The sequence below is a fragment of the Desulfosporosinus burensis genome, assembly GCF_054657535.1.
On record NZ_BAAHYN010000012.1, the window covers coordinates 140907 to 162788 of the forward strand.

Consider the following 21882-nt stretch of genomic DNA (forward strand, 5'->3'; position numbering starts at 1 on the left):
AAAGTTAGAAAAAAGAAAAAAGAAACACACTACTTAAGTAATTCTTTGAGTTTACTTAAGCAGTGTGTTTTTTATGTTGGCTTTAATCCAGCGTTGCAGTGAATTTCCCTTCGCTTTGAATGGAATCGACTTCTTTGAGAACAAACTCTACTAGACGAGGAAAGAGCGCTTCGATTTCAGGGCTGATATCCAATCCCCATTCTAAACTTTTAGGTTGAACACCGAAAATTAGGGTTTGTGGAGCCTGGCCTAATACCTTAGCCATGGCAAGGACCTCTATTATGCCTATTTGATGAAATGAAACTTCGTATTGTTCAGGGATGATTTGAAGATCTCCTGGCTGAAAGCGGAACAATGCCCCAGGTTCAGCGTTTGCATTAAAGGCATCGACGATAATCAGAAAGTCGATATCTTGTATCAAATGGACGAGTTCAAGCCCGGCCGTACCCCCTTCAAGTAGTTCTACATTGTCGGGAAGCGTAGTTTTAGCTAGTTGGTCCAAAAAGCGAACTCCTAAACCTTCGTCAGATAAGAGGATGTTTCCTACTCCCATCACCATAATTTTTGGTGACTGCATGTTTATATGCTCTTCTCCTTTCTAATCTTGCCGAAGAACATAAATAAGAATTGTTCATAGGCTGCGGTAAAGACTAGATAAACATGAATAGCGATCACTGCGATAAATAACCACATTAGGAGGTAATGGAAGCCGCGTACAGCAGCTAAACCTCCGAAATAACCGGCTGGGCCAGCCAATTGTTCCCCTTTGTAGAGTATGAATCCTGTTACGGCTTGAAGCACAGCCATAATAGGTAAGGCAATATAGGCCATTTTTTGAAGAGGATTGTATTTACCTGTTTTTGGATGCTTGCCCATAAATAAATAATACTTTATTTGTGGCCAAGTTGTTTTGACATCTTGTGAGTCAAAAAAGAAGGACTTATAGTCTTTATGCTTTCCAAAAAAGGAGAAATAGAACCGTACTATACCATTAATGATTAAGAGATACATGAAAATGAAATGTAAATTTCTGATTAGATTCATAGGCATTCCAGGATAAGGGGAATGAATGAACCAACCTGTAATGATTAAAATCAAAAAGTTAATCAAATTGATCCAGTGGCTAACGCGCTGAAACAATGGGTGGTCTAAGTCTAATTGGCTAGACATGTCCTTCCCTCCTTTATTACCAGCCGATCTGGAATTTTTGGATGTTGTTAGTTACTGGATTGATGAGGTGAATTGCACAGGCAAGGCATGGATCATAGGACCGGACTACCCGTACAATATTTACAGGATTGTCAAGGTCGGGAACGGGTACGCCGATCAAGGCTTGTTCCAGTGGACCACGGACACTCTTGTCATCTCTTGGAGAGAAGTTCCAGGTAGTTGGAACGACCATTTGATAGTTCTCAATTTTGTGATCGGCAACTTTGACAAAGTGGCCAAGGGCGCCTCTTGGAGCTTCAACCATACCAGCACCTTGCCCAGTAACCGGAGCTTCCCAATGTGCAGTATCATGGATACGAAATTCCTTAGATCCCATTTCTTTCTCTAAAGCATCTAACCAAGAGAACATTTCCTTAGCGAGCAGGAGGGTTTCATAAGCTCGGGCAGCATGACGTGCTACAGCACCCGGCTTGATATTATACTTGCCAATGATGTCCATAAGCCCTTTTGGTTGCATAACAAGCATACGAGCGAGAGGTCCAACTTCCATCGGTTTATCAGCATAGCGTGGAGCTTTAACAAAGGTGTAGGCACCCTTCTTATCCAGATCGGGTACAGTATCCTCAGTGAATGGGGTTTTACCATTAGCGCTGGCTTTATACCAAGAATATTGAACATCCTCCGTGATTTTCTTCTCATCGACCGGTAAGATATTGCTTAAATTGCCATCCATGATGACACCAGCTTTAAGAAATAAATCTTTACCAGCATCGTCACGAGCAAATGCGCCAAACGAAAGATAGTGAGGACTTCCTCCACCGACACCTGCTTGGGCTAACGGTAGAAGTGGGCCAGTACCAAATGTTAAAACATCTTGCAAATAAACTTTTTCAATAAAATCGAGCTGCTCAAATAGCATCGACCGGAATTGCTCAACTGTTTGAATGTTAGGAAGCATCGTTACGCCACCAACGACAATCGAAGATTGGTGGGGCTGTTTCCCGGCAAAAAGGGCGGACATTTTCTTGGCCTTCGCTTGCATCTCTAGGGCTTGAAGATAGTGGGCGACAGCCATCGTTACTAATTCCGGATCGTTAACACTGAAAGCATCCGGTTTGTAGCGAGGGGTCAAAGGAGCGGTGTCTCCGGCCATAACAAGTTTCACGATTTTATCTTTAACTGCCAGAAGTCCAGGATCTTTGCCTTTGTACTCAGCTACAGCCATGACATCTAGGTAGTCAAGGGCACTGAGGTGATAAAAATGCAGCGGATGGTCATGTAACCACATGGCCCCTAGGATCAGGTTTCGGATAATCCGACCGCCGGCTGGAACGTTTGCTCCAAAGGCTTTGTCCAGGGCTAATGAGGACGCCCAGCCATGGGAGCCGGCACATACTCCGCAGACACGTTCTGTAACATACGTTGCATCCCGAGGATCACGACCACGGAGCATAGGTTCAATTCCCCGGTACATGGTACCTATAACATGTGCGTCAACAACTTTACCATTCTCGACTTCTACTTCAATTCTTAAATGTCCTTCAATGCGTGTTAAAGGATCGATAACTACTTTCGCCATCTACATGTCCTCCTTATGATCCTTTTTAAGTCTTCCGCTGGCTGCTGTCGCAATTAAGTGGACCCCTAAGCCGACTGCTGCAGCCCCTCCGATAACGGCCCCAACGGTATCTGCATTAACCTGGCCTATACCCGGAAGCTTAAACATTTCTTGTTTAGCATATAATGGGCTAAATCCATCATAAAAGTCCTTCTCTGAACATCCGGCACATGGAGATCCAGCATTTATACAGTAGTTGGCGTTGTCATTCCACCATACTTGCGCACAGTCGGTGTAAGTCTTCGGACCTTTGCAGCCCTTTAGAATCAGGCAATACTCTTTTTGGATAGGGTCGTTCCAATCGGTTAGGAATTCACCATTTTCGAAGTGACCGCGCCGTGGACAGTTATCATGTAACAAACTTCCGTAGAAGACAACGGGGCGATTTTGTGAATCAAGTTCTGGAGCTTTTTTATAGGTTAAGTAGTATAGAATAGTGCCAATTAAAGTAGTCGGTTTGACCGGACAACAAGGAAGGTTAATCACGGGTTTGTTAATGCCCTGTTTTCTGAGGATTTCCGCCACGCCGACGGCACCAGTCGCACAAGCCCCTGGAATGCCGCCCCCTTCGCTGGCACAACTGCCAATGGCGATAATCACTTGAGCTTTTTGGGCTGATTCAATCAGGATATCGCGGAAGGGCCTTCCTCCAATCTTACAGAAACGGCCTTCTTCGGCAGGACAGGACCCCTCTACGACGAGAACGAATTGTTCTTTAAGGGCTTCTTGGTAAGCTTCTTCTGATGTATGACCGGATCCGGCCATAATAGTTTCATGATAGCGAATCGAGAGCATATCTAGAATAAGTTCGGCGGGTGAAGGGTTTAATGTGGCAATGGCGGATTCTGTGCATCCGGTACAATCCATACCTTCCAGCCAGATAACAGGTGGTTTTTTTAGTGCTTGTTCTACGGCATTGGCCGCTTGAGGGACAATAAGCTCGGGTAGGCCAAGTGCTGCTGTTGTTGCTGCAATTAATTTCATAAAATCACGACGAGAAACCCCTTTGGCTTTGAGTAAATCGAAATTACCCATACTTTGCAGAACACCTCCTAATTTGTGTTGTCTTATTGGTTGGGGATGGCAAGTATTAATACCAAAGAGTATTAACGCTTAATTACTTCTAGACTATTTTTAAAAGGGTTAGTAAAAAAGGATAAAAGTAATAAGAAAATAATGGGGTAATAAAATAAATGGCAATGATGGAGCGACCGAAAAAACCTATAAAAAAGATTTGTTGAGGACCCTATTTGAGAGAAATTTTGTTTCCACCTCCATTTAAGATACTTTAGTAAATTTTTGAATTTTTTGAACTTTCGTTAATTAACAATATACTTGCAAATTGCGTGCCACCATAATAAGGCTCTATTATGGCCACTTTGTCCAATATTTAGACAATTCAGTATTATTGAGCCATTGCTATTTTCGGATTAACGCCCTTTATAAGCTTGTCCTGGCTCTTAGTGTCTATAACTTGTACATGTACAAGTTATAGACACTAAGACTGTGCGAAAGTTTAATCTAAGAACCCATACTCTTTAAGTTTCAGGTAGAAAGTAGCTCTAGGGATCCCAAGAGAGTTGGCGGCGGCTGCGCGGTTATCACCTGTATTGAGCAAAGCCTGAGTTATCATTTTCCTTTCCAAATCTTGCACTGCTAGCTTAAGCGGCTGAATCTCCAAAGCCTGGTAATTCTCGATATAACCACCTAAAAATTGTGGTAAATGATACACTTTGATCACATTATCTTCAACTGAATAAAGTAGTCGTTCTATTATATTTTCTAGTTCCCGGACATTTCCCGGCCAATTATATTGCATCAGGCAATCTAAGGCCTCTGCTGAGAAAATCTTAGGGGATATTTTTTTAGTTTGAGTAATTTTGTGCAAGAAGTTAATAGCCAGTGGTGCAATATCCTCCTTGCGTTCCCTAAGTGGGTCAATATAAATATTAATCACATTTAAGCGATAATAAAGGTCTGCTCGAAACTTTCCCTCTCTAACAAGCTGCTGGAGATCTCGGTTAGTCGCTGCCATAACTCGGGCTTCCAATTTTATGGTTCGAGTACCACCTACTCGCTCAAACTCTCTCTCTTGTAGAACACGCAAAAGTTTGGCCTGAAGAGTCAAAGGCATATCTCCCGCTTCATCCAAAAGGATGGTTCCGCCTTCAGCTATTTCGAACTTACCACGTTTGCCACCTTTTTTGGCCCCTGTAAAAGCTCCTTCCTCATACCCGAACAGTTCTGATTCCAAGAGGTTTTCCGGCAGAGCAGTACAGTTTATTCCGATAAAGGGATTATCCCGCCGTTTACTTAGAAAATGGGTAAGATGGGCAAAAACCTCTTTGCCTACGCCACTTTCGCCTAGAATTAAAACGTTGGCATCATTGCGACTGGCTTGGACTGCCAAACGCCGTAATTCCATAGTACTTTTGCTCTCTCCAATCAGAAATTGCTCATTCTCTTTATAGACCTTTTTGAAATTTAAGCGCTCTTTATAGATTTCAAATTCACCGCGGGATTGTTCCAACAAATGGGGTAAACACATATCTATTTCCGCTAGGCCTTGGTATACAGCGACAGCTTTTTCCTGGCAGGTATTATAGCCACAAGAACCGCAGTTAAGCTCATCTTCAGGCGTGAATTTATTAGTAAAGCGTAGAATCTCTTTAATGTTAGTCGGAGTAGGTTCAGGCAAAGGATTATAGCGGTTTGTAAAGCTGCGCTGCAAGTCAAAAAAGGGTATTGTCCCCAAACTGTCTTTCTCCTTGCTTTTGGCATATCTTAAAATACTATGCTTCCGGCTAAATAAGTCTAGAGGACTGTCCATTTCTGGTCCATCGATACACCCTTTGCACAAAAGTATATCGATAAATTGAAATTTTACCTTTCCACTATGCAGGTTTTGCAAAAAATGTAGAGAATCCTCTTTTCCGTCGACAACCGCTATTTCTTCTTCTCGATAAAGAATCCCCTGGGGATCAAGGTTGCGGGCTAGACCACCACTAATCGGAAAAAGTGGTGGCAGAGAACTGAAACCCTCTGGCGCTTTATAAGTCCGATCTTGGTTCTCATGTAATCCTCGCGAATCAAACATTCCTTTTAGCTCTTTAAAGGTGAGTACTGCATCCAGAAAACCAGTACCAAAATCAATCATTTCTTGTTTTTTAGCAATGCAGGGACCAATGAAAACTACTTTAGCCCGGGGATACTTCCAAGATGCATATTTAGCTGCCGCTAAAACAGCCGAATCAACGGGTACCAGATAAGGCAAGAGGGATGGAAATTGTCGTTCGATCATTCCAACAATAGCGGGACAGAATGAACTAATAGCCATTTCAGGATTTGTAGCCAAAAATTCCTGATAAGCCGGGACAGTTAATTCAATACCGAGAGTTACTTCTAATACATCTGTAAAACCTAACTCATTAAGTGCTTCAAAAAACTCTGCAGGCTCCAAATAGTGAAAGCTAGCAGGAAAAGAAGGTGCCAGTAAAGCCACTACCTTTTCACGGCCCAAGAATTTTTCTGTCTCATCGACATAACTGACAATTTGCTTAGCATTTTGGGGACATACCCTAACGCAATTGCCACAACTGATACAACGTTCTTCTACGACTCGTGATTGACCCAATTCTACCTTGATAGCCTTTACTGGACAATTTCGCACACAGGAATAGCAGGCCTTGCATTTATCATCTATTGTGCTAACGATTGACATGATAATACCCTCCTAAGGGGTCTTTATCTAGTGAACTCGTTCAACTAAAGCTGAACATCGAGTTACTCCCACTTGGAGAAGAGGGAGTCACACGGGATAAATGTCTAATAATTGTACACTTTTTCTTAGTTTATAGGCAATATTCCAACTTTGTCAAGGTCCAAAATATCTGATTTTATTTAACAAAAATTATGTTACTATTATTCCCTTGAAGGAAATACAGCGAGGCGTGTACAATAGAGAGGATTAGAGGGAAACGTAATACAAGGAAAAGTATTGAAAGCTGGTTGTTAAGATATGACTTTACAGGCAAAGGCGATTTACATCAATGGAATTGTACAAGGGGTAGGGTTTCGGCCGTTTGTTTTTAAACTCGCCCAAGAAATGAGCATCAAAGGGTGGGTGAATAACTCAAGCCGTGGTGTAACTATCCATGCCGAAGGGGATAATCTCGATTTGTTTTATCATCGTCTGCTTAAGGAAGCCCCTCCTTTGGCGCAAATTGTAACTGTACGAACCCTTAAGATAGAGCTTAATAAGTATAGAATGTTTGAAATTGTTGAAAGTGAAGCAGAAGAAAAGGCGGATGTCTTAATTTCACCTGACGTTGCAACGTGTGGAGATTGTTTACAAGATATGGCGGACCCGATGAACAGACGTTACCAATTTCCTTTTACGAATTGCACCAATTGTGGTCCGCGCTATACAATTATCCGTGATGTTCCGTATGATCGAGCACAAACGACTATGTCTGATTTCCCAATGTGTCAAGCTTGTGCCGTAGAATATCAAAATCCTTGGGATCGGCGTTTTCATGCTCAACCCGTGGCCTGTGTAAATTGTGGACCCAAGGTTCAACTCTGTGATGCTCTTGGTCGACTGCTCCCAGGTCTAGGAATAGATCAGCTTGCTCAAGGTGGGATTCTTGCCGTAAAAGGGCTAGGGGGTTTTCATCTCGTTTGTGATGCCCGCAATGCGCAAGCTGTACGCCGCTTGCGCGAACGAAAAGAGCGGGGGGCCAAGCCTTTCGCTTTAATGGCACGGTCAGTAGAAAAAGCTCGCGATGAGGTGGTCATTGGCTCTAAAGAAGAGATGTTGTTGCGAAGTCCGGCTGCCCCGATTGTTGTTTTGGAAAGGCAGTTTAGGCTTGCAAATTCTTTGCCCGAGGATATCGCGCCAGGTATCCACTCCCTAGGAATTATGCTTCCTTATACACCGTTACACCAGCTTTTATTTGCAGGACCGTATGACTTTTTAGTCATGACGAGTGCTAATCTCAGTGGTCGTCCACTTATTTACAAGAATGCTGAAGCTCTAGAAGAATTAAAGGAAATTGCCGACTTTTTCCTGTTCCATGATCGAGATATTTACCACCCGTGTGACGACTCTGTTGTTCAAGTTATTGGGGACGAGACGGTTTTTTTTCGGCGAGCTCGCGGCTATGTTCCGTTGCCGATTCTAATGTCGTCGACTCAGATCACTAGCCCACTTCTCGGTGTCGGGGGAGAACTTAAAAATACATTTTGCCTCGCCTCTGGGCAGAGGGCTTTTGTAAGTCAATACATTGGAGATATGGAAGGGTATGAAAATCTCCAGCGCTTTCACCAGGAACTAGCATCCTTTCAACGTGTCGTCAATACTACGCCGAGTGGGATTGCCTATGATAAACATCCAAACTACCAACTGACGAAATTTGCCCTGGAACAGACTTGGCCTAAACATGCAGTACAACATCATCATGCCCATTTAGTTAGTGTGTTGGGGGAATGGGACAGAACCGAACCGACACTGGGGGTTATCTGTGATGGAACTGGTTTCGGAGAGGATCAATGTATCTGGGGATTTGAATTTCTGTATGGCAACGCCTTTGGTTATGAACGCAAGGCACATCTTGAGTACTTGGGGCTTCCCGGGGGAGATGCGGGTGCCAAACAGCCTTTGCGAATTGCTTATTCTTATCTTAAAACTCTTTTTTCGAGTGAAGCGTGGGAAGAGACTGAGCCCCTTTGGTCAACTCTTTCCAGCTTTGAACGTCAGATCTTAGATCGTCAACTGGAAACTGGTGTTCAAATCTTCCAAACCTCGAGTGCAGGTAGGCTCTTTGACGCGGTGAGCGCCTTACTGGGTGTGTGTACCAAGGTAACCTATGAAGGACAAGCGGCGATTGAACTGGAAAGCGTTGGGACAAGATTCTTGCAGCAACAGCGACTGGAAGACGCAGAACATAGGCTGGAAAACCTAGAATTACTCTATTCTTATGAAGTAAGAGAGGAGAACGGGGTGCTTATCCTTGGGGTCAGACCACTCTTCCAAGAACTAGTAAGTGACGTTCTCCAAGGCGTGAGTCGAGGTGAAATAGCCTATCGTTTTCATCAAACTATGGCTCAGGCTATTGTAGATCTAGCGCTGCAATTAGGGGTTAGTGATGGTCCTTTGGTTTTGAGTGGAGGGGTGTTCCAGAATAAACTCATGAGTGAAGCAGTCCTTCGGAACTGTCAAACCCAAGGAATTAAAGTCTTGCGTTCTCGAAGCCTCCCTCCGGGGGATGGAGGCCTAGCCTTCGGACAAGTATTAATTGCGAATGAGGTGTTATAAATGTGTTTAGCCATTCCTGCTAAGATTGTTACGCTCGAAAGATCAATGGCCAAAGTGGATATGATGGGCAATGAACGTCTAGTGAGTATCGATTTGGTCCCAGAGGTTAAAATTGGCGAATACGTTTTAGTTCATGCGGGATTTGCCATTGGAATTATCGATGATGAGAGCGCAAAAGAAACGGAAAAACTTTTATTGGAGGTAGCCGAAGCCTATGCAGAAGGAGAGTAAGGAGCTTTTAGCAAAAGCAGGTGACTATTTGTCCGAAATCCAGGCCTTAGCCCAGAGTTCATTGACGATCATGGAAGTTTGTGGAACGCATACAGTGGCCATCGCCAAAAATGCACTTCGTGAGTTGTTGCCAGAGACGGTTCGCTTAATTTCCGGACCAGGTTGTCCGGTTTGTGTAACAGATAGCAGTGATATTGACCGTTATCTTTATTTAGCTGCCCAGCCTAAGGTTATTACCGCAACCTTTGGGGATATGATTCGAGTGCCCGGGACAGAGAAAAATTTACAAGTTTTAAGAGCAGAAGGGGCGGATGTTCGAGTTGTTTATTCGACCCAAGATGCCTTAGAGTTAGCCCGTAAAAACCCAGACAAAGAGGTTGCTTTTCTGGGGATTGGGTTTGAAACGACGACCCCTACGGTAGCTTTAAGTTTAGAAACAGCCAAACAAGAAGGAATCGAGAATTATAGCGTCTTATCCATGCATAAGGTCGTTCCCCCAGTCTTAAAACTGTTGGCAGAAGACAAGGAACTGGTTGTCGATGCCTTTTTGGATCCTGGACATGTGTGTGCCATTATCGGAATTAAACCGATCGAATTTATGGCTAAAGACTATGCTTTGCCAGGCGTGGTGACCGGATTTGGTGCCCTAGATATTTTGGAAGCCATCGTTATGCTCCTTCGTCAACGTGCTGAGGGGCGCTCGGAAATTGAAATTCAATATAAGCGTGTTGCCAAAGCAGAGGGAAATCCTCATGCACAAAGGGTTGTTGAACGGGTCTTTGAGCCTGTCGATGCGTCCTGGCGAGGGATAGGAATAATCCCTCTTAGTGGCTTGGGTATACGGGAAGATTATTGGGCCTGGGATGCAGCGCGAAAATTTGCCCTACCAGTTTTTCATTCTCCGGAAACTCCGGGTTGCCGGTGTGGTGATGTCTTAAAAGGACTGCTTTATCCGACACAATGTCCTTTGTTTGGTAAACGCTGTACACCGCTCAAGCCTGTAGGACCTTGTATGGTGTCTAACGAAGGGTCTTGTGCCGCTTATCACAGATACTCACAGAGGAGTGTGGATTAATGGAACGTATTATGATGGCCCATGGAAGCGGTGGACGGCTTAGTCATGAATTAATTAAAACCATCTTCCAGAAACACTTGGGAAACCCATTTCTAGATCAAATGAATGATGCTTCTTTGTTACCGGGGCAAGAGCAGATTGCCGTAACCACAGACTCTTTCGTGGTTTCTCCTTTGTTTTTTCGCGGAGGAAATATTGGTAAGCTAGCAGTATGTGGTACGGTCAACGATCTGGCGGTGAGTGGAGCGATCCCTAAGTTTTTAACACTGGCGCTTATTTTAGAAGAAGGCTTACCCCTGGCTGAGTTGGAACGGATTATTGAGAGTGTCGCTGTTACTGCCGCGGAAGCAGCCGTCGCGATTGTCTGTGGGGATACAAAAGTCGTGGAACGCGGGAGTGCGGACAAAATCTTCATAAACACGACTGGGATTGGGTATATTACAGATCGTTTAGTGGGTCCAGGGCTGATTCGGCCAGGTGATGAAATCCTGATTACCGGAACTATAGGAGACCATGGGATCGCGATTTTATCTGAGCGAGAAGGACTTGAATTTCAAACTCCGGTGGTTAGCGATTGTGCACCTTTAAACGGACTTATTGACGCCTTTTATATGCCAGGAGTTAAATGTATGCGAGACCCTACCCGCGGTGGTGTCGCGACGACACTCAATGAATTGGCTGGGCAAGCTGGAGTAAGCATGCTCTTAGTAGAAGAACAATTGCCTCTTTCTCCTAGCGTGGAAGGGGCCTGTGAGATGCTAGGCCTTGAGCCCCTTTATTTAGCAAACGAAGGAAAAGTATTGGTCATCGTCGCCCCAGAAGTGGCAGAAGAAGTTCTTCGAAATATGCAAGCACACCCACTGGGATGCCAAGCTACTCGTATTGGGCAAGTAAAAGAAGGTAAGTCGGGGCTCGTTCTATTAGAAACTCCTCTGGGGGGAAAACGAATTGTTGGCATGCTTGAAGGTGAACACCTTCCCCGTATTTGTTAAGAAGGAATCAGGAGGGTATTTATGCGGATAGCAGTCATTGATGGACAGGGTGGCGGTATTGGAAAACATATAGTTGAACAGTTACGCAAAAAAATGCCTGAGTTGGAGATCCTGGCCTTGGGCACCAATGCCCTTGCCACTGGTGCTATGGTGCGTGCTGGAGCTACCGAGGGAGCTTCGGGGGAGTCAGCAATTTGTTTCAATGTGGATCGAGTAGATATTATTGTAGGCTCGCTAGCAATTATGATGGCTTATGGTTTATTGGGAGAGATCACTCCGACCATGGCTACTGCGATTTCTGCCAGTAAAGCGGATAAAGTGTTGCTGCCTATACAACGGGGAAATATCCTTCTTGTAGGGGTTCCACGTTCACCTTTGCCCCACCAAATTGAGGCCTTGGTGATAGAAATTGAGGAACGACTCATGAGGTAGTTGTCGAGACACTGTTCCCTTGACAAAGGGGATACAGCTTGTTATTATTAAAGCATACTAAATTGATAAGAAATGGGGGTATTTGATAATGCAAGTAGTTAATGCAATTACGGATTTGATAGGGCAAACCCCTTTGATTCGTTTACAACGGATGGTTAAGCCAGGAATGGCGAGTGTTTATGTCAAAGTTGAATTTTTTAACCCGGGCGGGAGCGTTAAAGACCGAATTGCTTGGGGGATGATTCAGGATGCTGAGCAAAGTGGAGCACTCCGTCCTGGAGGGACAATCATTGAGCCAACAAGTGGAAACACGGGAATCGGACTGGCCATGATTGCTGCTGCTCGGGGTTATCGCCTAATTGTCGTAATGCCAGATTCCTTAAGTGTTGAACGAAGGATGCTCATGGCGGCCTATGGGGCTGAATTTGTGCTAACTCCGGGAGCAAAGGGGATGAATGGGGCGATTGAAGAGGCTAAACGATTACTGGGCGAAAATCCGGATTTCTATATGCCTCAGCAATTTGAGAACCCTGCTAACCCTGAAGCCCATCGAAAAAGTACTGCTTTAGAACTTCTTGAGCAGTTCCCAGGTCTGGATGCTTTTGTGGCAGGGATTGGTACAGGCGGTACAATTACCGGGGTAGGTGAGATTTTAAAGGCTCGCCTTCCTGAAGTTAAGATTATCGGAGTAGAACCTGCTTCATCTCCGGTTATTTCCGGTGGGAAACCCGGACCGCATAAAATCCAAGGAATTGGCGCAGGGTTTGTTCCGGCAATTTTCAACAAAACGATCCTGGATCAACTCATACAAGTGAGTAATGAGGATGCCTTAGAGACAGCGCGACGTATGGCACGAGAAGAGGGAGTTTTAGTGGGCATTTCTTCTGGTGCAGCCGTTTATGCAGCTCTTCAGGTAGCGGAAACCTTAGGTGAGGGTAAAAATGTTGTTGTAATAGCTCCAGATACTGGGGAACGTTATTTAAGTACGGAACTGTTTTCCCATAAAAATTAACGAGTCATAAGCTGTTTTTCATCACTAAGACCCGCGGGAAATTGGATATTGCTTTACAAGGGAAATTACCCTATGCTAAACTATTCGATAGTGACTAGCATAAGGAGGAGTATGTCATGTCTGGACATTCAAAGTGGGCAAACATTAAGCATAAAAAAGGTAAGGCGGATGCTCATAAGGGGAAAATGTTTACTAAACTTGGCCGGGAATTGGTAGTTGCCTCCCGAGCTAGTGGTGGGGACGTTAACAACTTTCGCTTAAAGATTGCCATTGAAAATGCTAAAGCAGCTAATGTGCCCAATGATAATATTCAAAGGGCTATTCTTAAAGGGACTGGCGGCGCAGAAGGAACAGTCTATGAAGAACTGCGTTATGAAGGATATGGGCCAGGCGGGGTTGCCGTCATGGTTGATATACTTACGGATAATCGAAACCGTACGGCGGGAGAAGTTCGTTATATCTTCTCCAAAAATGGTGGTAACATGGGTGAGACTGGCTGCGTCGGTTGGATGTTCAAGGAGAAAGGCCAATTGAGAGTCCTGCGTGAGGGAATCAAAGTGAGTGACGATGATTTTATGATGTTGGCTTTAGAAGCCGGAGCAGAGGATATTGAAATCGATGAGGATGGCTATGTGGTCTACACGACTCCAGAGACTATGGAGGAAGTGCATCAAGCCCTTTTGGATCAACAGATTGCTGTTGTGGAATCTGTACTCAGCCCAATTCCCGAAAATACCCTCGAAATCACGGATGTTGACCAGGCCCGCAAAATCATGCGATTGATGGATAAACTTGAGGATCATGAAGATTCCCAAGGAGTGTATTCTAACTTTGAATTGGCCGATGCTTTGGCAGACGAAGACTTGTAGAGAAAAATCTGAGCTTAGAGATAAGTCAGTCGCAGAGATAAGTTTAAAGCAATAATTGAATGATTAAAGAAAGCCCTCCTGGCAAGACTAGTACTAACAAGATAATGTCAGGAGGGCTTATTTCGTATGTCTCGATGGAAAGTTATGAGTATCGTACTTATTCTCGGCTTGGGAATTGGAACCCTTGTACCTAATGTCACTGCTTGGTGGGATGATAGAAAATTCGCTGAATCTACCATAAATGATTTAGAGGTTGAACCCGTTTTGACTACGGAAGCTCCAGCCAAGGAAATCTATCATTTTGGTTTGGAGCAAGGGGTCCTTTCTGTGATCGAAGGAAAACCAGGCATGTGTGGTAAGGTTATTGTCACCGGAGTAAGTGTTGAGTCTTGGCCCCAAGAGATTTTGCAAATGGTTCCTAACGTCGAGTTTTATTCCTTAGACGAGGTGCAATCGTTTATTGATACGGTCGACGAACCTTTGTGGCTAGAGTAAGAGTCTATAAGAAGAAAGGGAATCGTCCGTCTTCTGTCGAACTAGTAGTCATTGAAAGGAAGACGTGAGATGATTATTTTAGGGATTGACCCCGGAACGGCGATTATGGGTTATGGTTTAATTGAACAAAAGGGGAATCATTTAAGCGCTCTCGCTTATAGTTGCTGGCGGACACCAGCTCACACACCCTTAGCAGAGCGATTGTTAATGCTATATGAACAGATTAATCCGTTTCTCAGGGAACACACCCCCGATCACATTGCGGTTGAAGAGCTGTTTTTTAATCGTAATACTACGACTGCTCTAGCAGTGGGGCACGCTCGGGGTGTAATCTTATTGGCGGGTGCCCAGCAGGGTATTCCGATCTATGAATACACCCCTTTACAGGTTAAGCAAGCCGTGGTCGGATATGGTAGAGCAGAGAAAAACCAGGTACAACAGATGGTCAAAGGGTTGTTAAGACTGGACGCAATTCCTAAACCTGATGATACAGCAGATGCCTTAGCCATAGCAATTTGTCATGCTCATAGTTACGCTTTAGACAGGAGAATGGAGGAGTTCCGATGATTGGAATGTTGCGGGGTAAAGTTTGGGAGATCCAGTCCGAGCGTTTGGTGATCGATGTTAACGGGACTGGGTACCTGCTTACTGTGCCTTACAGTCTCTTGGCGAAGGCCTATCCTGAGCAGGAACTTGTCGTGTACACCCATGTAGTGGTGCGCGAAGACGATTTATCCCTCTATGGGTTCTCCTCCTTTGAAGAGAAGCAACTCTTTCTGGAAATGCTGAGTGTTTCAGGGGTTGGTCCGAAAGCAGCAATTTCTCTGCTCTCAACGTTTGGGGCAGTTCAGATCCAAAGTGCTATTGTAAGTGAAAACCTTAATTTATTAACCAAAGTTCCTGGGATCGGTAAAAAAACCGCGCAACGACTTATCTTAGAACTTAAAGAAAAGTTTAAAGGGCATAGTTCGTTTCCAACCGGAGGGGTCTCGCTCGGCGAACCAGCTTCTCACACACACTCCGAGGCACTACAAACCTTACTGGCACTTGGTTTTGGTCTAGACGAAGCACGGCAGGTTCTCGGTCAGGTTCTGAAAGAGAATGGGGATTTAACGACTGAGGATCAGGTGAAAAAGGCTCTGCGCTTATTGGCGCGGGGTTAGGCACTTGAGAAGCCTAGTTTAGAATGCGCCAAGTAAAGATGAGACGTGAGGAGGACAAGAGATGGAAGAGCGTCTGGTTGCTCCCCAAAAGCAACTGACAGATCATGAAGGGGAAGGACTTCGTCCTCAACGCTTGAGTGACTATATTGGGCAGAGAAAAGTAAAAGACAATTTAAGTATCTTTATTCAAGCCGCTTCTACTCGAGGAGAGGCGTTGGATCACGTCTTATTATATGGACCGCCGGGATTAGGAAAAACCACCCTCTCGAACATTATTGCGGCAGAAATGGGCGTTAGCATTCGCACCACTTCAGGCCCAGCAATTGAACGGCCTGGGGATTTAGCCGCAATTCTTACGGCCTTAGAGCCAAGGGATGTGCTTTTTATCGATGAAATACACCGTTTGAGCAGTACAACAGAGGAGATTCTTTATTCAGCCATGGAAGATGGGTGTCTAGACATCGTGATTGGAAAAGGGCCAAGCGCGCGTTCAATTCGTTTGTCTCTGCCACCGTTTACGCTGGTGGGGGCTACCACCCGTGCAGGACAATTAACCTCCCCCTTGCGTGATCGCTTTGGGGTTATAAGCCGTCTGGAATTCTATGAGGTGGAGGATTTAAAAGAAATTATCTTGCGTACAGCAAGTATCTTAAGATTGGGAATAACTGACGAGGGTGCTGATGAGATTGCCCGTCGTTCACGGGGAACACCCAGAGTGGGGAATCGCTTGTTGAAGCGAGTGCGGGATTTCGCCTTAGTTTGGGAAGACGGCGTTGTCAATCAAACGATTGCCAGAGAGGCCCTAAATAGGTTAGAAGTCGATCCGGTAGGATTGGATAATATTGACCAAAAGACCCTGAAAACCATTATCCAAACCTTTGCAGGTGGACCAGTGGGCTTGGAAACGCTGGCCGCAACGATTGGTGAGGAGTCAGAAACCTTAGAGGATGTTGTCGAACCGTTTTTGCTGCAGATGGGATTCCTGCAACGTACTCCCCGAGGTCGGATGGCTACAGCAAGAGCTTATCAGCATTTTGGCTATTCTCTTCCCCAAAATCGAGTGGAAAGTGGACTCTTCCCAGAGTAAGGGAACGAGGGATGATTCGTTTGAGGTCTTTTGAAAGTAAGGGGCGATTGCACGTTCACACACGTTACGTTCCGCACCGCCTATCGCCATCCTTGGCGGCGGTGCACTCGACACATCCAGTGTCAGCGCTCGATCTGAAGAAGCTGAAGCAATTACGCCAACCTCTGGGTATTTAATTTCTGGTCGACAGAGGATAGGGGACGATGGGCTCGAGGAGGGGGCACAAGAACCGTCCCCGCTGCCCCATCCAAAAAAAGTTAAGAGCATATATGCCGAGAAAAAAGGGTAATCTGAGCATAAAGAAACTTGCTTCCACCAATAAGCTAACTTTCTGATGAGGTAAGAAAGGGTGTGAAGAGCATGCTCCGGATGGTGTATCGGTTACCCTTTTTGTGGATGGCTTTGTTAGTACTCGTACTGATCCAGGCTACACCGTGTCAAGCAGAAATGGTCTCGGTCGAGTTAGTATGGAAATTGGGCCAGGCCGGATGGGTACAAATAGAAGTTGAAGAGGGAAATTATCAACTTGTTTTAAATGACACAGCGGTTAAGTTTTCGACTGGCTCTACACTTCAGGTGGGTTGGGGGGGATGGACCCCTGTAGTGCGGATTAACCATGGTGATTTCCAAGTTTTTAGTGGATCAGAATTGAAGGTTTATGAGCTAAAGCCAGGTTCTCTGCGTGTAAAAACTCCTGAAGATAAAGAGGTAGTTTATCGCGGGGGACTTCAACTCAATTGGCAAGAGGGTCATTGGCGGTTAATTAATCTGGTCGATAGCGAAGACTACCTCAAAGGGGTCGTACCCATCGAAATGAGTAACGAATGGGCTAGGAGTGGGACCGAGGCTCTTAAAGCTCAAGCGGTTGCGGCTCGGACCTATCTCATGAAACATTCGGAGAGTGGTAAAAAAATGATTACCGACTCTCCTGATATTGATCAGGCCTATGCTGGTAGGAATGTGGAAGGGGAAGCTTCTGCAGCAGTTGAAGCTACTCGGGGCGAAATTTTAGTCGATGCTCAAACCAGGCAACCGATTGATGCCTTGTATTCTTCGCATAGCGGGGGATATACTGAGGACGCCAATAATGTCTGGGGAAATACAGATATCCACAATATATCCCACCCTGATCCTTATTCCCAAGGTGTCGGGGGTCCTGTCGATCATTGGCGGTATATTGTCTCTGCTCCTCTTCTCGGTTCAACCTTTAGCTTAGGACCTGTACGAAACATTGAACTTGACAAGTTCCCCTCTGGTAGGGTAAAAAGTGTAAGTATGGAAGATGGATTTGGAAATATCGAGACGGTTAAAGGTCGGACGTTCGTCAAAGCGTTTTATCCTTTTGGGCAGCCCATTCGAGCAGAAGCTTTTCTGGGGAATTTCTTTGAAGCTCAAATTATTCCCCCAAAATGGGACTCCTACGAGAAAACAGGATTAGCAGTGTTTCTCAAATCTTTGGGAGATAGGGGGATAACCAAGGGGTATCAAGCAGAGCAAGGCCCTTTACTATCTAAAATTCTCAGTACCTCGTTAGGAACGAATCCTGATTCTCAGCCGTTTGGAGTGTTTATTTTTAAGGGTCGTGGTTGGGGACATGGGGTGGGGATGTCACAATGGGGTGCTTACCATATGGCGCAATTAGGGTATAATTATCAAGATATTTTAGATTTTTATTATTCCAACACTTTAATTTCTAAAGGATCATGAATTTGACAAAAAGTATGTTGATTAGAAAAAGGAGAATCCGTCGTTGAATGTTTCGGAGTTTGATTTTTATTTACCGGAATCGTTAATTGCTCAACATCCAGTGGAACCAAGAGATACTTCTCGCCTGATGGTGGTCAATCGTGGCCATGAAACGATTGACCACCATACGTTTAGAGATCTAGTGTCCCTCTTAAAATCAGGTGACGTGCTAGTAGTCAATAACACTCGCGTGATTCCTGCGCGTCTGATCGGAGTGAAAGAGGGAACTGAGGTAAAGATAGAGGTTCTCCTCTTAAAAAGACTAGAATTAGATGTATGGGAAGCTTTGATTAAGCCTGGGAAACGCCTTAAACTAGGTCAGAAGGTCCATTTTGGGCAGGGTATCTTGGAGGGAGTACTGGAGGGTATCTTAGAAAACGGAAATCGGAAGATCGTATTTAACTATGCAGGGGTTTTCGAAACAATCCTGGACCAGCTTGGCAAGATGCCTCTTCCCCCCTATATAACGGCCCAACTAGAAGACCAAGAACGCTATCAAACAGTATACGCTAAGGAACGAGGGTCAGTCGCTGCGCCAACGGCAGGGTTGCATTTTACGCCTGAACTTTTGGACCAACTCCAGAAAAAGGGCGTGGAAATTGTAGAGATCCTTCTCCATGTTGGTTTAGGAACGTTTCGTCCAGTAAAAGTGGACGATATTCGTGACCATGAAATGCATTCGGAGTATTACCGAGTTGATTTAGAGGCGGCCGAGAGAATTAACTGCGCCAAGCGAGAAGGACGACGGGTCATTGCAGTAGGGACAACAGCAGCGCGGACGTTAGAATCCGTGGGCAAGGACGGAAGGGTTATATCAGGAGTAGGGTGGACGGATATTTTTATCTATCCAGGCTATTCGTTTCAAATAGTGGATGCTCTTTTGACCAATTTCCACTTTCCAAAATCAACCTTGGTGATGTTGGTGAGCGCCTTGGCGGGGCGCGAACTTATCTTAAAAGCGTACGAGATTGCAGTGCAGGAGAACTATCGGTTCTATAGTTTTGGAGATGCTATGCTAATTCTATGAGTAGAGCGATGTGCTATGCTATGGATGGTACGCGAATCGCCAAAATCTTGGAGTTAGGACATGGCTTTCTCGTGTCTTTATAGAAGTTATTTTTTAAAATAAAAGGAAGTGAAGGGTTTGGCTGCGGTTCATTTGGAAATACTTAAGGAAGATTCTCGAACGAGAGCGCGCTTGGGAAAATTACATACTCCACATGGCGTGATTGAGACACCTGTTTTCATGCCGGTTGGGACTCAAGGAACGGTAAAAACGATTACCCCAGAGGAGATCAAAGAGATCGGAGCTGGGATGATCTTAAGTAACACTTATCATCTCTTCTTGCGTCCAGGCCATGACTTGATTCGCGATGCGGGTGGACTTCACCGTTTCATGAACTGGGATGGGGCTATTTTGACGGACAGTGGCGGGTTCCAAGTATTTAGTCTTGGTGATTTGCGCACGATTAAGGAAGAGGGCGTAGAATTCAGATCGCATATCGACGGTTCACGCCAATTTTTAAGCCCAGAAATCGCGACTCAGGTGCAGATGGCACTTGGCTCCGATGTGGTGATGGCCTTCGACGAATGTGCCCCTTATCCTTGCACCCATGAGTACGCTAAAGATTCACTTGAGCGCACGACGCGTTGGCTTAAGCGCTGCAAAGAGACGTTGACTACGACGGATACTCAAGCTTTGTTTGGGATTGTTCAGGGCGGCATGTACGAAGATCTTCGCCGGCAGAGTGCTGCTGAGATCACAGAACTGGATTTGCCGGGTTATGCGATCGGTGGGTTAAGTGTCGGGGAGCCGAAAGAAATGATGTATGACGTTTTAGAGTATACAGTCCCCTTACTTCCTAGGGAAAAACCTCGCTATCTGATGGGGGTTGGTTCGACCGATGCCCTTATTGAAGGGGTTATCCGGGGGGTAGATATGTTTGATTGTGTTCTCCCCACCCGGATTGCTCGAAATGGGACAGCAATGACTCGTTTCGGTAAGGTGACGATTCGCAATGCTAGTTCCGCCCATGATTTTGGTCCAATTGATCCAACTTGTGATTGTTATACCTGTCGCAATTATTCGCGGGCCTATGTTCGGCACTTAATTAAAGCTGAAGAAGTTTTGGGTCTGCGCTTAATGACGATTCATAACTTGCGTTATTTACAGAACTTAATGCGTGAAATCCGAGAGGCGATTAAGGAAGATCGTTTAACTGAATATCGTCAAACCTGTTTTACAGATTACGGGTACATTTGACAGAGGTAAGAGGTTTGAGTTCAGATGCCGGGGGTCAGAGAACGAATTTCTTGAGTAGAAAAGCAATTAGTCTAACGCCCTTATATCTGTTCAACCAAACTTCAGGTGCCGTAATTCTACGGAGAGTTTATTTTTTGCAAAAAACCAGAAGGATTTTCACTCTGATATGGTGAATAGTTTAGGATATGAATAAAGGAGGAATTATTAATGAATCAATCGACATTAACCTTAGTCCTATATTTCGCTGTCTTTTTTGGGATTATGTATTTTCTCATGATTCGCCCCCAACAAAAACAAGCAAAAAAACGGCAGGCTATGATGAGCAGTCTTCGCGCGCGAGACCAGGTAATCACAACCGGAGGAATCTACGGTAAAATATCCAAAGTTAAGGACGATTCCGTTATTTTGCAGATCGCGGATAAGGTAGAAGTTGAAATAGCCAAAAGTGGGATTGTGAGCATTGAAAATCGTGAGATCGACTTGGAAAAGGATAAATAAAGACTCAGACCGATGACGGTATAGTGGTTAGTCTCTGTAGAGAACTTAAAGAGAGATATGTGACGAAAAAGAATTCTTATCCAAAAGCAAGTGGCGCAGACCACTTGCTTTTGAGCTATTTTTACATAGAGTGAAAACGAGGTGAACACCGTGCCCTTGTCTAAAGATCAGAAAAATAATGATCATACTTATGAAGAGCATGTACGAGCTGATTTGAACCGCTGGATTAGGAAGTTGTTACAAAGGCCTGGATTTTTAGAACGCACCTCGAAAGTAATTCAAACGAAAGTTAATGATAAAATTCCAGAAAAAGTCCATACTGTCATCACCGCAACGGTTAAAGGGTTGGTTAAATCGGTCGTCTTTGGACTGGAGTATATCCCTAATAGCCCTACCTTTTATGGAATGCAGCTGCAAGAGCGCGACCAAAGAGCTCAAAGACTTCTTGTAAAATATCGGAAGATTGCTGCAGCCGAAGGAGCTGGAACAGGTGCAGGTGGCTTTACCCTTGCAGTTGCTGATTTCCCAGCCCTGATTGTTATAAAAATGAAATTTCTCTTTGAGTTGGCCCATATTTATGGGTTTTCAACCAAGGATTATCGGGAACGGTTATTTTTACTGTATGTTTTTCAATTGGCGTTCTCTAGTCAAGAGAAACGCCCGGAATTATTCCAGGTTATCCTCAATTGGGAGAAGACTTTGAGTGAATTGCCTGCAGTGGCAGGGGATCCACAGCAGATTGATTGGGAACAATTTCAGCGGGAGTACCGGGATGCTATTGATTTTCGAAAGACACTTCAGCTGATACCGGGTTTAGGTGCTGTGGTAGGTGCTTGGGCAAACTATGGGCTGTTAGATGATCTGGGAACCATCGGAATGAATTGTTATCGATTACGAATTGTTGGAGGGATATAG

The 21882-nt window shown here is 44.8% G+C and carries 21 protein-coding genes; 16 read left to right on the plus strand and 5 right to left on the minus strand.

Annotated elements, in window-relative coordinates:
- Nucleotides 1-82: 82 nt before the first annotated feature.
- From ACYQ3Q_RS20465 to ACYQ3Q_RS20485, 5 genes are all read right to left on the minus strand, one after another.
- On the minus strand, nt 83-577 hold the full coding sequence (locus ACYQ3Q_RS20465; RefSeq protein WP_459930349.1) for a HyaD/HybD family hydrogenase maturation endopeptidase: 495 nt from the start codon (nt 575-577) through the stop codon (nt 83-85).
- A 2-nt stretch (nt 578-579) separates the two neighbouring features.
- Nucleotides 580-1170 (minus strand): Ni/Fe-hydrogenase, b-type cytochrome subunit, encoded by a 591-nt coding sequence (gene cybH / locus ACYQ3Q_RS20470; RefSeq protein WP_459930350.1) that lies wholly within the window; start codon nt 1168-1170, stop codon nt 580-582.
- Nucleotides 1171-1186: 16 nt separating this feature from the next.
- Nucleotides 1187-2749: a nickel-dependent hydrogenase large subunit gene (locus ACYQ3Q_RS20475; protein WP_459930351.1), complete on the minus strand. Its 1563-nt coding sequence runs from the start codon at nt 2747-2749 to the stop codon at nt 1187-1189.
- A complete protein-coding gene (locus ACYQ3Q_RS20480) occupies nt 2750-3823 on the minus strand; it encodes a hydrogenase small subunit (RefSeq protein ID WP_459930352.1) in 1074 nt (357 codons plus the stop codon). It lies immediately after the preceding gene.
- Nucleotides 3824-4304: 481 nt separating this feature from the next.
- The gene (locus ACYQ3Q_RS20485; RefSeq protein WP_459930353.1) at nt 4305-6509 is read right to left on the minus strand and encodes a sigma 54-interacting transcriptional regulator; all 2205 of its coding nucleotides are present in this window, start codon (nt 6507-6509) and stop codon (nt 4305-4307) included.
- A 297-nt stretch (nt 6510-6806) separates the two neighbouring features.
- Between ACYQ3Q_RS20485 and hypF the strand changes: the two genes are divergently transcribed.
- From hypF to ACYQ3Q_RS20565, 16 genes are all read left to right on the plus strand, one after another.
- Entirely contained in the window at nt 6807-9104 is a 2298-nt protein-coding gene (gene hypF, locus ACYQ3Q_RS20490; RefSeq protein ID WP_459930354.1) for a carbamoyltransferase HypF, read from the plus strand.
- Nucleotides 9105-9335, plus strand: a complete 231-nt coding sequence (locus ACYQ3Q_RS20495) for a HypC/HybG/HupF family hydrogenase formation chaperone (RefSeq protein ID WP_459930355.1) — start codon at nt 9105-9107, stop codon at nt 9333-9335.
- Nucleotides 9319-10410 (plus strand): hydrogenase formation protein HypD, encoded by a 1092-nt coding sequence (gene hypD, locus ACYQ3Q_RS20500; protein WP_459930356.1) that lies wholly within the window; start codon nt 9319-9321, stop codon nt 10408-10410. Before ACYQ3Q_RS20495 ends, hypD begins: the two co-directional genes overlap by 17 nt.
- Complete coding sequence (gene hypE, locus ACYQ3Q_RS20505; protein WP_459930357.1) at nt 10410-11402, plus strand: hydrogenase expression/formation protein HypE; 993 nt, start codon at nt 10410-10412, stop codon at nt 11400-11402. The genes hypD and hypE overlap by 1 nt, the downstream gene beginning before the upstream one ends.
- Nucleotides 11403-11423: 21 nt before the next feature.
- On the plus strand, nt 11424-11834 hold the full coding sequence (locus ACYQ3Q_RS20510) for a DUF3842 family protein (RefSeq protein ID WP_459930358.1): 411 nt from the start codon (nt 11424-11426) through the stop codon (nt 11832-11834).
- A gap of 88 nt (nt 11835-11922) precedes the next feature.
- Entirely contained in the window at nt 11923-12846 is a 924-nt protein-coding gene (gene cysK, locus ACYQ3Q_RS20515) for a cysteine synthase A (protein ID WP_459930359.1), read from the plus strand.
- 116 nt (nt 12847-12962) lie between these two features.
- Nucleotides 12963-13715 (plus strand): YebC/PmpR family DNA-binding transcriptional regulator, encoded by a 753-nt coding sequence (locus ACYQ3Q_RS20520; RefSeq protein ID WP_459930360.1) that lies wholly within the window; start codon nt 12963-12965, stop codon nt 13713-13715.
- Between the two features lie 126 nt (nt 13716-13841).
- Nucleotides 13842-14210: a hypothetical protein gene (locus tag ACYQ3Q_RS20525; RefSeq protein ID WP_459930361.1), complete on the plus strand. Its 369-nt coding sequence runs from the start codon at nt 13842-13844 to the stop codon at nt 14208-14210.
- 69 nt (nt 14211-14279) lie between these two features.
- Nucleotides 14280-14777 (plus strand): crossover junction endodeoxyribonuclease RuvC, encoded by a 498-nt coding sequence (gene ruvC, locus ACYQ3Q_RS20530; RefSeq protein WP_459930434.1) that lies wholly within the window; start codon nt 14280-14282, stop codon nt 14775-14777.
- Entirely contained in the window at nt 14774-15373 is a 600-nt protein-coding gene (gene ruvA, locus ACYQ3Q_RS20535) for a Holliday junction branch migration protein RuvA (protein WP_459930362.1), read from the plus strand. The genes ruvC and ruvA overlap by 4 nt, the downstream gene beginning before the upstream one ends.
- A 61-nt stretch (nt 15374-15434) precedes the next feature.
- Nucleotides 15435-16460, plus strand: a complete 1026-nt coding sequence (ruvB, locus tag ACYQ3Q_RS20540; RefSeq protein ID WP_459930363.1) for a Holliday junction branch migration DNA helicase RuvB — start codon at nt 15435-15437, stop codon at nt 16458-16460.
- A 360-nt stretch (nt 16461-16820) separates the two neighbouring features.
- Entirely contained in the window at nt 16821-18167 is a 1347-nt protein-coding gene (locus tag ACYQ3Q_RS20545) for a SpoIID/LytB domain-containing protein (RefSeq protein WP_459930364.1), read from the plus strand.
- Between the two features lie 43 nt (nt 18168-18210).
- Complete coding sequence (queA, locus tag ACYQ3Q_RS20550) at nt 18211-19233, plus strand: tRNA preQ1(34) S-adenosylmethionine ribosyltransferase-isomerase QueA (protein ID WP_459930365.1); 1023 nt, start codon at nt 18211-18213, stop codon at nt 19231-19233.
- Between the two features lie 117 nt (nt 19234-19350).
- Nucleotides 19351-20469, plus strand: coding sequence for a tRNA guanosine(34) transglycosylase Tgt (tgt, locus tag ACYQ3Q_RS20555; protein ID WP_034146014.1), 1119 nt, complete (start codon nt 19351-19353; stop codon nt 20467-20469).
- A gap of 207 nt (nt 20470-20676) precedes the next feature.
- Nucleotides 20677-20967: a preprotein translocase subunit YajC gene (yajC, locus tag ACYQ3Q_RS20560; protein WP_034146013.1), complete on the plus strand. Its 291-nt coding sequence runs from the start codon at nt 20677-20679 to the stop codon at nt 20965-20967.
- Nucleotides 20968-21117: 150 nt separating this feature from the next.
- Nucleotides 21118-21882 (plus strand): EcsC family protein, encoded by a 765-nt coding sequence (locus ACYQ3Q_RS20565; protein WP_459930366.1) that lies wholly within the window; start codon nt 21118-21120, stop codon nt 21880-21882.